Origin of the sequence: Nocardioides baekrokdamisoli, assembly GCF_003945325.1 — a bacterium.
GTDB lineage: Bacteria > Actinomycetota > Actinomycetes > Propionibacteriales > Nocardioidaceae > Nocardioides > Nocardioides baekrokdamisoli.
The window spans coordinates 1,477,869-1,489,555 of record NZ_AP019307.1; the positions used below are offsets into that span (position 1 = coordinate 1,477,869).

General features: G+C 67.5%; 9 protein-coding genes. 1 reads left to right on the forward strand and 8 read right to left on the reverse strand.

Features of this window, described 5'->3' with window-relative positions:
* Positions 1-95: 95 nt before the first annotated feature.
* From KCTC_RS07165 to KCTC_RS15025, 7 genes are all read right to left on the reverse strand, one after another.
* The gene (locus KCTC_RS07165; RefSeq protein WP_125568116.1) at positions 96-752 is read right to left on the reverse strand and encodes a sirohydrochlorin chelatase; all 657 of its coding nucleotides are present in this window, start codon (positions 750-752) and stop codon (positions 96-98) included.
* A complete protein-coding gene (locus tag KCTC_RS07170; RefSeq protein ID WP_331852199.1) occupies positions 752-1,876 on the reverse strand; it encodes a uroporphyrinogen-III synthase in 1,125 nt (374 codons plus the stop codon). Before KCTC_RS07170 ends, KCTC_RS07165 begins: the two co-directional genes overlap by 1 nt.
* Entirely contained in the window at positions 1,873-2,244 is a 372-nt protein-coding gene (nirD, locus tag KCTC_RS07175; RefSeq protein ID WP_125568121.1) for a nitrite reductase small subunit NirD, read from the reverse strand. The genes KCTC_RS07170 and nirD overlap by 4 nt, the downstream gene beginning before the upstream one ends.
* A complete protein-coding gene (gene nirB / locus KCTC_RS07180; RefSeq protein WP_125568123.1) occupies positions 2,244-4,784 on the reverse strand; it encodes a nitrite reductase large subunit NirB in 2,541 nt (846 codons plus the stop codon). Before nirB ends, nirD begins: the two co-directional genes overlap by 1 nt.
* Positions 4,781-6,211, reverse strand: coding sequence for an FAD-dependent oxidoreductase (locus KCTC_RS07185; protein WP_231998873.1), 1,431 nt, complete (start codon positions 6,209-6,211; stop codon positions 4,781-4,783). Before KCTC_RS07185 ends, nirB begins: the two co-directional genes overlap by 4 nt.
* A gap of 235 nt (positions 6,212-6,446) precedes the next feature.
* Positions 6,447-8,519: a molybdopterin oxidoreductase family protein gene (locus KCTC_RS07190; protein WP_125568126.1), complete on the reverse strand. Its 2,073-nt coding sequence runs from the start codon at positions 8,517-8,519 to the stop codon at positions 6,447-6,449.
* A gap of 3 nt (positions 8,520-8,522) precedes the next feature.
* Positions 8,523-10,178, reverse strand: a complete 1,656-nt coding sequence (locus tag KCTC_RS15025; RefSeq protein ID WP_231998630.1) for an MFS transporter — start codon at positions 10,176-10,178, stop codon at positions 8,523-8,525.
* A 333-nt stretch (positions 10,179-10,511) separates the two neighbouring features.
* Here KCTC_RS15025 and KCTC_RS07200 point away from each other — a divergent pair, with 333 nt between their 5' ends.
* Complete coding sequence (locus KCTC_RS07200) at positions 10,512-11,333, forward strand: endonuclease domain-containing protein (protein ID WP_125568128.1); 822 nt, start codon at positions 10,512-10,514, stop codon at positions 11,331-11,333.
* A 119-nt stretch (positions 11,334-11,452) separates the two neighbouring features.
* On the opposite strand, the gene KCTC_RS07205 is transcribed toward KCTC_RS07200, so the two are convergent.
* Positions 11,453-11,656 (reverse strand): cold-shock protein, encoded by a 204-nt coding sequence (locus KCTC_RS07205; RefSeq protein WP_125568130.1) that lies wholly within the window; start codon positions 11,654-11,656, stop codon positions 11,453-11,455.
* Positions 11,657-11,687: the final 31 nt, after the last annotated feature.

Sequence of the window (11,687 nt, forward strand, 5' to 3'; positions counted from 1 at the left end):
CGAGACCCGGCGTTTGTCAGTCCGAGACCCGGCGTTTGTCAGGCCACGCATGGCACTTGTCGGGTCTCGACGTGGCAGATGTCGGGTCTCGGCTGTCATTCGTCGGGTCTCGACCGGAAACGGTCGCAGATGAGATCGACGATGGTCGGGTGGGTACCGAGGACGTCGGACACGACGGCGGCGCCAGCCGTACGCGCCTCGTCGGCGAGCGTGCGCGAGAAGTGACCGGGCGCGAGGAGATAGACCGAGACCGCATCACCGGGGCGTACGACCTCGCCGATGTCCCCGGCGGCCATCGTCGCCATCCGACACTCACTCCCCCACAACGCACCAACCAACACGGCCGCCGCTCGCAGATCATCGGCGGCGGTCGGGTCCTGTGACCCGGCGGCAGCCAGGACGACCGGTTGACCGGGCGTCGCGCCGGCCTCGATCAGACGGTCGACCTGCACCCTGGCCAGTGCGGTGGACGGACCCAAGGGGTCGGTGATGACAGCCGGTCCCCCGGCCGAGTCCAATGCAGCCGGAAGGTCGACGCGGGTGTGATAGCCGCGCGACAACAGCAGCGGCACCACCACGGTCGATTCGGTCGAAGCACCCAGTGCGTCGGCGAGCAACGGCTCCTGGAGTTCCACGTACGAGGTGACCGATTCGACGCCGAGTGCGAGACCGGCCAATCGGGTGAGTTCGATCGCGACCGCGTTGCCCTCACCGGAGCGAGTGCCGTGCGCCACGGTGACCAGGCGCGTCATCAGCCGGCGACGGCCAAGCGGTAGCCGCGCTTCACCACGGTCTGGATCGCCCGCGTACCCAGAGCGGCGCGGAGGCGCGCGACGGCCATCTCGACCGCGTGTTCGGATCCGGCGTTGCCCGACGGCAACATCGCCAGGAGCGCGCGCCGCGAGACTACGTTGCCGGGGTTCGCGATCAACGCCTGGAGTACGGCCGCCGGCGCCGGCGAGAGCTTCACGACGGCACCGTCGAGCAGGACCTCGTCGCCGTGCAGCAACAGTTGATGCTCACCGACCAGTTCGATCGTGAGACCGGCACGGCGCGAGGGCAGCTCCGTCTCCAACAACGTGATCATCGGCAACAGGCGGGAGCGCTCGGGGAAGATCGTAGGCACACCCCACATCTCGAAGGCTGCGGCCGTGACCGGTCCGACCGACGCCGCGACCACGTCGGCCTGGAAGGCTGCGATCACCTCGTCGCGACGCCCGACCGAGCCGGCCGCCTGCATGAAGGAGGCGACGGCTGGCGCCGAGGTGAAGGTCACTGCGTCGACAGTTCCGTCGGCCACCTGCTCGACCAGACCGAACATCGGCTCGGGGTCGATCGCCGGATCCACGCGGTAGACCGCGACGGAGACGACCTCAGCACCCATCCGACGCAACGCATGGCCGACCATCGACAGCGACTGGCCGTGCTCCTGCACCACGATCCGCTTCCCGGCGAGATCGCGCCCGCGCAGGTGCGCCATCACGTCGTCGAACTCCTCCGACTCCGGCGCCCACAGCTCCCGCAGCCCGCGAGCTCGCAACGCACCGACCGACTTCGGACCGCGGGCGAGGATCTCGGCGCCCTTGAGCCGCTCCAGCAGCGGGTCCAGCAGACCCCAGCCCTCCGCGGCGTCGAACCAGCCGCGCAGACCGATACCCGTGGTCACCAGGAAGACATCGACCGGTGAGCCGATGACCTCCTCGGTGGAGGCGCGCAGCGTGGCCGGGTCGATCCGGTTCGGATCCAGCGACAGCGCCGGCGCGTACACCACCTCGGCACCGCGGCGCTCCAGGAGCGCGCCCTGTTCGTCGGCCTTCCGGGTGGCCGTCACGCCGATCCGAAAGCCCGCAAGCGGATGACCTTCGGACACATTCACTCCTCGACGACGGCCTTGACCGAACCCACGTACACGACACCTTCGCGCACCACGACCTCGTACGCCGCGATCGACACCTCCGGCTTGTCCAGGCAGATGCCGGTACGCAGGTCGAAGGCTTCCTTGTAGATCGGGCTGGCGACGAAGTCGACCGACTCACCGTCGACCGTACGCGTCCCGACGATGCCTCGCGACAACACCGAGGCGTGCGAGAAGGGATCGTAGTTGGACAGCGCGAAGACATCGCCGGCGTACGTCCGGAAGACGGCCACCGCCTCACCGTGTACGAGCGCAGCCACGCCGGTCTCCACGTCGATGGCATCGACGGGACAGATCTCGATCATCTGCCGAGTCGGGTCGAGTGTCATCACAGCGACGCTCCGATCTGCGGCATGCCCAGTGACACTGGCCCGGCTGACTCCTCCGGCACGATCTGGCCGCGGGTCGTCCCGAACGAGATGTTCGGGTCCGGGGTCTCGGGTGCGTTCACGAACGACATGAACCGGCGCACCTTCTCCGGGTCCTCGATCGTCGCCTTCCACTCGTCGAAGTAGGAGTCGATGTGGGAAGCCATCGCGCGCTCGAGTTCCTCGGCAATGCCGAGGGAGTCCTCGATGACCACCTGACGCAGGTAGTCCATCCCGCCCTCGAGCGAGTCGAGCCAGGTCGAGGTGCGCTGGAGGCGATCGGCCGTACGGATGTAGAACATCAGGAACCGGTCGAGGTACTTCCGCAGGTCCTCATCCGACAGGTCCTCGGCGAGCAGCTGTGCGTGCGCCGGGATCGCGCCGCCGTTGCCGCCGACGTACAGGTTCCATCCATTGGTCGTGGCAATGATGCCGAAGTCCTTGCCGCGAGCCTCAGCACACTCACGGGCACAGCCCGAGACGCCGCCCTTGAGCTTGTGCGGGCTCCGCAGACCGCGATAGCGCAGCTCCAGTTCGATGGCCATCGCGACCGAGTCCTGCTGGCCGTACCGGCACCACGTGGAGCCGACGCACGACTTCACCGTACGCAGGGACTTGCCGTACGCGTGGCCACTCTCGAAGCCCGCGTCGACCAGTCGCTTCCACACCGCCGGGAGCTGCTCCAGCCTGGCTCCGAACAGGTCGATCCGCTGGCCGCCGGTGATCTTGGTGTAGAGCCCGAAGTCCTTGGCGACCTCGCCGATCGCGATCAGACCCTCGGGTGTGATCTCGCCCCCCGCGATGCGCGGGACGACCGAGTAGGTGCCGTTCTTCTGCAGGTTGCCGAGGTACGCGTCGTTGGTGTCCTGCAGCTGACGGTTGCCCTGATCGAGTACGTGGCTGTTGAGCTGCGAGGCGAGGATCGAGGCGACCGCGGGCTTGCAGATGTCGCAGCCGCGTCCCTTGCCGTGGGCCTCGATGATCTCGTTGAAGCTCCGGTAGCCGTGCACCAGCACCACGTCGAAGAGCTCGGCCCGCGTCATCGGGAAGTGTTCGCACAGGCTCTTGTCGACGACGACACCCTGAGCGGCGAAGTGGTCCTCGATGATCTTCTTGACCTGCACCTTGCACGAGCCGCAGGTCGACCCGGCCTTGGTCTCCTTGGTGACGTCGGCCTGGGTGGTGCAGCCGTTGTCGGCGGCGCCCTTGATCTGGCCCTTCGTGACGTTGTTGCAGGAGCAGACGACGGCCTCGTCCGGGAGCTCCATCTTCGACAACCCACCTGAACCCGCCGGCAGGATCAGGTCCTCGGGGTTGTCCGGAAGTGGCAGGCCGCTGGCCACCATCGGGCGCAGGATTCCGTACGCGCTCGCGTCACCGACCAGGACGCCGCCGAGGAGTCGCTTGCCGTCCTCCGAGATGACGAGCTTCTTGTAGATGCCGGCGACCGCGTCGGAGTAGACCAGCTCGAGCGATCCCGGGGTCTCAGCGTGCGCGTCGCCGAAGGAGGCGACATCCACGCCTAGCAGCTTGAGCTTGGTGGACATGTCGGCACCCTCGAAGGTGCCCTCGCCACCCAACATCGAGTCGACCACGACCTCGGCCATCTGGTAGCCAGGCGCCACCAAGCCGTACATCTTCCCGTTGGGAGCCGCGCACTCGCCGATGGCCCAGATGTGCTCCTCGGACGTACGGCAGTGCTCATCGACCAGGATGCCGCCGCGCTCCGCGATCTCCAGGTCGGCCGCGCGGCCGAGGGCGTCCTGCGGCCGGATGCCAGCCGAGAACACCACGATGTCGGCGTTGAGCGTCGCGCGATCCTTCAGGGCTAGACCGCTGACCTTGCCCTTGGTGCCGAGGATCGCCTCGGTCATCGCACCGGTGTGGACGGTGAGGCCGAGGTTCTCGATCTCACGGCTCAGGGTCTTGCCGGCGCCGGAGTCGATCTGGACGGCCATCAGGCGGGGAGCGAGCTCCACGACGTGCGTCTCGAGCCCGAGCTGTTTGACGGCGTTGGCCGCCTCCAGGCCGAGGAGTCCGCCGCCGATGACGACACCGGTCTTCGCCTTCTTCGCGGCCTTCTTGATCGCGATGAGGTCCTCGATAGTCCGGTAGACGAAGACGTTCTCGAGGTCCTTGCCGGCCACTGGCGGCACGAACGGGTACGCACCGGTGGCGAGGACGAGCTCGTCGTACTCGACCTGGCGGCCGTCCTCCAGCGTGATGATGCGGGCGCGGGGCGAGACGGCGACGGCCTTCGCGTTGAGTTCGAGGCTGACCCGCGGATCCGCGTACTTGCCACTCGGCAGGAACGAGAGCGCCTTGTCGCCGACCTCGTAGTAGGAGGTGAGTGCGACACGGTCGTACGCCGCCCGCGGCTCCTCGCCCAGGATGACGATGTCGTACGTCTCGGTCAGGCCACGTTCGATGGCGGCCTCGACGAATCGGTGCCCGACCATGCCGTGCCCGATGACGACGATCCTCTTGCGGTAGCTACTCATGCGACCGTCTCCTTCATTCCGAGATTCGTGGTGGTGATGAGCTGTTCACACACGGAGCGGCAACCGCCGCAACCAGTGGTCGCTCGGGTGGTGGTGCGTACGTCCTCCATCGAGGAGCAGGCGCGGATCCGGCCGGCGGTGACGCCTGCGCAGGCGCAGACCTCGGCGTCGTCCGGGAGGTTGATCGTGGCGCTGGCTGCCGACCGCGGCGGCAGCAGGAGCTGGCCGGGCTCGCCCGAGCTCAGCCGGGTGCACTTGTCGAAGTGCTGGGTGATCTGGCCGACGCGACTCAGATCGCCGACGAGCGTCGCAGCGACGATGACACCGTCCTTGACGACCAACTTCTTGTGGACGCCGGTAACCGGGTTGGAGACCTGGACGATCTCCCCCTCGGCGTGCTCCGGGTCGCCCAGCACGGCGACGTCGAGGTCAGTCGCGCGCAACCGGGCGACGACCCGGTGCCCGTCGTACTCGACCGCTTCGCCAGCCAGGCCCGCGGCGAGGACGGCTGCCTGCTCCCAGGCCGGGCTGACGTGGCCGGCGGTACGCCCGTCGTGCTCGACGCAGTCGCCGATGGCGTAGATGTGCTCGTCGCTGGTGCGGAGCTGGTCGTCCACGATGACCCCGCGACGGGTGTCGAGCGATGCGCGGCGGGCGAGGTTGATGCTGGGGCGGCCACCGGCAGTGAGGATGACGAGGTCGGTGCTGAGCACCACCCCGTTGTCGAGGACCAGACCCGTCTCCGCCATCTTGACCGCACGCGTCTCGGTGTAGACCGCCGTGCCGAGTTTGGTGAGGCTGCGCTCGAGCACCTTGCCTGCGGCAGTGTCGACCTGGCTCCGGAGCAGGTGATCGCCACCCTCGACGACCTCGACACTCAGGCCCCGGATGCTCAGCGCCCGCGCCACCTGGAGGCCGAGCAGACCGCCGCCGACCACGACCGCGCTGGCCGCCCCCGGGAGGGCGGCCAGGAGGCCCTCGCAGTCAGCCAGCGTCCGGAACGAGTGCACCTTCTCGTGCAACTGACCATCGACCTGGACGAGACCGCGGATCGGGGGAAGGCTGGGAATGCTGCCGGTCGCCAGCACGAGCCGGTCGTACGCCACCTCTGAGCGGTCGGCGAGTTCGAGGACCCGGCGTTCACGGTGGATGTCGACGACGCGCGTGCCCAGACGCAACTCGACGCCGCGGTGCTCGAACCACTCCTGCTCGGCCATCGTGATGGCGCCGCGACGGTGCGTACCTTCGAGGACCGCGCTCAGCAGGATCCGGTTGTACGGGGCGTACGGCTCCTCGCCGATCACGGTGATGCCGGTGACGCCCCGCGCCAGGAGCTCCTCGACCAGGCGTACGGCGCCCATGCCGCAGCCGACGATCACGGTGCGCACAGGGGTGCCCGTGCGCTCGCGAAGGTCGGAGATGGTCATGACTCGATGGTGTCCCGGCGGCGTAACGGCCTCCCGCGTCCGACGATCACCTCAGAGCAACGTTTTTCTCACAGCCTCACGGCGCGTCGCGAAAGGTGAGGTTTTCACGCTCGAGAGGTGACGTTTTCCTCCTCGACAGGGGCTCGGACGGCGACATGAGGTGCATCACACGGGGCAGTCGCGGCATCTGCTCACCTCTCGGGCCGGAATTCCTCACCTCTCGGAGGTGAAAACCTCACCTTTCGGCGCTGACTTCACAGGCGCACAGCTTGAACTCCGGCATCCGACTCGACGGATCCAACGCGTCGGAGGTGAGCTTGTTGGCTCCCACCCAGTGGAACGGCACGAACACCGTGTCGGGGCGGATCGTGTCGACGACCTTCGCGGGAGCCGTCATCACGCCGCGGCGCGTACGCACCTGCACCGGCTCGCCGTGCGTAGCACCGAGGCGCCCCGCCAACTGCGGGTGCATCTCGACGAAGGCCCCCTCGTCAGGCAGGTCCTTGATCCGCCGCGTCTGCGCCCCCGACTGGTACTGGGCCAGGACCCGGCCGGTGGTGAGGTGCACCGGATAGTCCGCCGACACCGGCTCGGCAGGGCCGAGGTAGTCGACCGGGATGAACTTCGCCCGCCCGTCCGGATGCGCGAACGCCTCGGCGAACAACCGCGGCGTCCCTGGGTGGTCCTCGGTGGGGCAGGGCCAGTAGACCCCGTCCTCCGCCTCGATCCGGGCGTACGTGATCCCGGCGTAGTCGGCTTTGCCGCCGGCGCTGGCGGCACGCAGTTCGGTGAAGACGGTCTCCGGGTCGGTGGACCACGTGCTCGGCGCATCCAGCCGCGAGGCGAGGCCGACGATGATGTCGAGGTCCGACTTCACGCCGTCGGGCGGAGTGACGGCCTGGTTCCGCTTGATCACCCGACCCTCGAGGTTGGTCATGGTGCCGGACTCCTCGGCCCACTGGGTGACCGGGAGGACGACGTCCGCGAGCGCGGCGGTCTCGCTCATCACGATGTCGGCCACGACGAGGAAGTCCAGCGACTGCATGCGCTCGGTGATGTGGGAGGCATTCGGAGCCGACACGACGATGTTGGAGGCGAACACCAACAACGCCTTGACGTCGCTCCCGAGCGAGTCGAGGAGTTCGTACGCACTCCGACCCTTGCCGGGGATGACCGCAGGATCAACGCCCCAGACGCCGGCGACGTGCGCGCGTGCCTCGGGGTTGTCGATCATCCGGTAGCCGGGCAGTTGGTCGGCCTTCTGGCCGTGCTCGCGTCCGCCCTGGCCGTTGCCCTGGCCGGTCAGACAGCCATAGCCCGCGTACGGGCGGCCCGGAAGGCCGAGCGCCAGCGCGAGGTTGAGCCACGCCAGAACGGTCGCGGTGCCGTCGGCGTGCTGCTCGGCTCCGCGGGCGGTGAGGAACATGACCTTCTTGCTGCTCATCACGAGCGCGGCCAACTCGCGCAGCTCATCCGAGCTCACGCCGGTCACCCGCTCCACCCGTTCAGGCCACCACGAGGCGGCCCGCGTACGCGCCTCCTCGAAGCCTGTCGTCCGGGCATCGACGTAGTCGTGGTCGACCGCCCCGGCGGCGTCGACCAGGTGCAGCAGCCCCAGCGCCAGCGGCAGGTCAGCGCCCGGCACCGGCTGGAGGAAAAGATCGGCCCGGTCGCCGGTCGGCGTACCCCGCGGGTCGATGACGACGACCTTGCCGCCACGCGCCTTGAGTTCGTCGAGATGGCGCGCGGCAGGCGGCATCGTCTCGGCCAGGTTGGAGCCGATCAGGACGACCACGTCCGCCTGCTCGATGTCCGCTAGCGGAAACGGCAGGCCGCGATCCACTCCGAACGCCTGGTTGCCGGCTGAGGCAGCCGACGACATGCACCAGCGGCCGTTGTAGTCGATCTGCGAGGTACCCAGCGCCAGCCGGGCGAACTTGCCGAGCGCGTACGCCTTCTCGTTGGTGAGTCCGCCACCGCCGAAGACGGCTGTCGCGTCAGCTCCGTGCTCGGCGCGGACCGCCGACAACCGGGAGGCGATCAGGTCGAGGGCCTCGTCCCAACCGACAGCGCTGAGCTCTCCGGTGGCGCGGTCGCGTACGAGCGGGGTCGTCAGTCGCTCCCGCGAACCGCGAAGGCCGCCCGCCGTCCATCCCTTGCGGCACAGGGCGCCCTCGTTGACCGGGCTGTGCTGATTGCGCTGCGTACGCGCCGCGACCTCCAGCGCGGGACCACGCTGCGACTGCTTGGAAACAGTCAGCGTCATCCCGCACTGGAGGCTGCAGTACGGACAGTGAGTGTCTGTCACGGGTTAGATGTGGCCTTCCGCCAGTTCGAGGACGTGGGCCGGCTTCGGGCGAAGGTAGACCGCTGCCGTCACGATGGCACACAGGACGTAGAAGCCCGTGAAGACCCAGAACGCCTGCTTGGTGGCATCGGTCGGGTTGGCGACCCACGGTGCACCGAACAGCAGCGGGATGAGGAACCCACCGAAGGCACCGATCGCCCCGATGATGCCGAGTGCTGCGGAGGCCTTCTTGCCGGCCGCCAGGACAGCGGCTGCCCGATCGGGGGTGTTCGGCGTGGTCGCCAGCTCGGCGTCCCGACGGAACAGCGACGGGATCATCTTGTAGGTGGAGCCGTTGCCGATGCCGGCCATCGCGAAGAGGAACACGAAGGCGAGCAGGAACCAGATGAAGATGTGCTGGTTGTGGTGCACGGCGGCGTTGATCGCGGCGACCGTCTTGTCGCCGACCGGCAGGCCGGTCTTCGTGTGCCAGCCGGCGGCGGCAGGCGTACCGAGGATGTCCGGCCACTTCGGCAGCGGAGTGCCCGCCTTCTTGGCCGCACCGACCAAGCCCTTGAGCGCCAGCAACGACGGCTTGTCGAGACCCGGGACCTTGGTGAGGGAGTTCAGCGACCACAGGATGCCGGCGGTGCCGGCGATGATGCCGATGAACGAGGCGAAGGTGACCTTGGCGCCGCCGATCTTGTCGGCGAGCAGACCGCCGAGCGGGCGGGTCAGCGAGCCGACCAGACCACCGATGAAGGCGTAGAAGGCGAAGTTGACGCCGAACGGGACGATGCCGATCGGGTTCTTGTCCAGCAGTGGCTGGCTGGCGAAGTTGAGCTTGATCAGCAGCGGCATCGCAGCCGAGTAGCCGATGAACGAACCGAACGTCCCGATGTAGAGGAACGACATCACCCAGACGTGCTTGCTCTTGATGATCTCGACCTGCTCCTTCACGGAAGCCTTCGCCACGACCAGGTTGTCCATGAAGAAGTACGCGCCGAGCGCTGCAGCGATGCAGAGAACGATGTAGATCCAGCCCGCGTACTCGAGGTGCAGGATCGGCTTGCCGTGCACCTTGGTCTGGGTGAGCAGACCGAAGATCGCGGCCGAGCCCACGACCGCCGGCAGGAAGAACTGGATGGTGGCCACACCGAGGTTGCCACCAGCAGCGTTGAGACCGAGCGCGAAGCCCTTCTTGTCAGCCGGGTAGAAGCTGTTGATGTTGGCCATCGAGCTCGCGAAGTTGCCGCCGCCGAGGCCGGCCAGGCAGGAGATCACTGCAAAGACCCAGAAGGGCGTACCGCTGCTAGTGACGGCGATCATGAACGCGACCGTCGGGATCAGGAGCAGCAGGGCCGAGATGATCGTCCAGTTGCGACCGCCGAACTTCGGCACCGCGAAGGTGTACGGGATGCGCAGGAAGGAGCCGATCAGGTTCGGCAGCGAGGTGAGCAGGAAGAGCTGGCTGAAGGTGAAGCTGAAGGACCCGTTCTGGGTGATCAGCAGGGGCGTCGTGACCGACCAGAGCAACCAGATCGAGAAGCCGAGGTGCTCGGCGAAGATCGACCAGATCAAGTTGCGGCGAGCGACCTTCGCGCCGGTCTGTTCCCAGAACTCGGCGTCCTCGGGGCGCCAGTCGTCAATCCAACGGCGGGTGCGGTGAGTAGCTGTCATACCGAGGACTGTGAGGTGCGGAGGTTTCGCCCGGACCGCACTGCACGGGGCCCTTTGATCAACTTGTCCTCACGGCCTCACAGCCCGTTTCCCGGTTTTGTGAATCAGTTCACAAGACTGAAACAGTCCGACAGAGGAGCGTTTCGGCGAGGTCACGGCGCGCTCACGTACGCCCAGCTTGACGCGGACGCAGTGGCACGCGACCGTGCCACTCTCCGGACATCCCGACCCGATGCGTACCACTTTCTTCCACAACCGATGCGGTTGAGTCGGTCCTCCACACGACCCGGCCGCCAGCCGGCGTCAACGGGTCACGACCACAACCCTTGCCGCATGGACATGGAACTCCGCGCCCGGATGGCCAGCCTCGCCCCGAGCCTTCCCCGCGGCGGGATGTTCACCGGACTGGCTGCGTGCGCTGCGTACGAACTGTGGCTCCCTCCCACACCGACCGAGAGCCCACTGAGTGTGTCGGTTCCATCGACCGTCCGGGGAAGCCGACGCGCCGAACTCGGCGTCGTACGGATCGCACACCCACCAGCACCCTGGACGTGGGCAGGGATCCCGGTCGCGCCGGTTGAGGAGGCCATCCTCGTTGCCGCATCCGATCTGGGAATGCTTGACACCGTGGTGCTGATCGATTCGGCGCTGCGCGCGAAAGCTGTCACGCCCGAGGTCCTGACCAATGTCGCCCAGCAGCGGCGACGCGGCGCACCAGCACTGCGGAAGGCGCTTGCCAAGGCGGACGCACGGTCGGAGTCACCGTGGGAGACGCTGTTGCGACTCTTCCACCGTTCCATCAACGTGCCTGTGGAACCCCAGGTCAGACTTCACGCTCCGGATGGCCGCTTCATCGCCCGCGCGGACCTGCTCATCAGCGGCACGCGCACTCTGCAGGAGTACGACGGCGCCGATCACCGCGAGCCCGATCAGTACCGCGAGGACCGTCGGCGCGACGCGGACCTCGCGGCCCATGGCTTCATCCGCCATGGCTGGACCGCTCCAGACGTGACCCGAGATTTCGCCCGGGTCATGGCCTCGGCTGATCGCGCCCTTGGTCGGCGCTCAGAAGATTCCCGGCTGGACACATGGCGTGCTGAACTCGGCCAATCCTGGTTCGGTCGCCGGAAAGTGGTACAGAAGCGTGCCAGTTAGCGGATCTCGGGCCCCTCGACGTGCCACTTCGCCGCACGACGGTTGATACCGAACGCAGAACCGCCCCCGGCCGAGGCCGAAGGGCGGTTCTGTGGACCGTGGTTCTGAAGGAGCAGCGATCAGACGGGGCGTACGTTGCTCGCCTGCGGGCCCTTCGGGCCGGCCTCGATGTCGAACTCCACACGCTGTTCCTCGTTGAGGCTGCGGTAGCCGTCGGTCTTGATCGAGCTGTAGTGCACGAACACGTCCTCGCCGCCGCCATCCTGGGCGATGAAGCCGAAGCCCTTGTCGTTGTTGAACCACTTGACGATGCCTTGAGCCATTGCTCGCCTACTCCTTCAATCTGAATCGCCG

Excerpts from the sequence above, each read along its gene's own strand:
- KCTC_RS07165 (WP_125568116.1), bottom strand. The coding sequence starts at position 752 with ATGACGCGCCTGGTCACCGTGGCGCACGGCACTCGCTCCGGTGAGGGC.
- nirD (WP_125568121.1), bottom strand. The coding sequence starts at position 2,244 with ATGACACTCGACCCGACTCGGCAGATGATCGAGATCTGTCCCGTCGAT.
- nirB (WP_125568123.1), bottom strand. The coding sequence starts at position 4,784 with ATGAGTAGCTACCGCAAGAGGATCGTCGTCATCGGGCACGGCATGGTC.
- KCTC_RS07185 (WP_231998873.1), bottom strand. The coding sequence starts at position 6,211 with ATGACCATCTCCGACCTTCGCGAGCGCACGGGCACCCCTGTGCGCACC.
- KCTC_RS15025 (WP_231998630.1), bottom strand. The coding sequence starts at position 10,178 with ATGACAGCTACTCACCGCACCCGCCGTTGGATTGACGACTGGCGCCCC.
- KCTC_RS07200 (WP_125568128.1), top strand. The coding sequence starts at position 10,512 with ATGGACATGGAACTCCGCGCCCGGATGGCCAGCCTCGCCCCGAGCCTT.
- KCTC_RS07205 (WP_125568130.1), bottom strand. The coding sequence starts at position 11,656 with ATGGCTCAAGGCATCGTCAAGTGGTTCAACAACGACAAGGGCTTCGGC.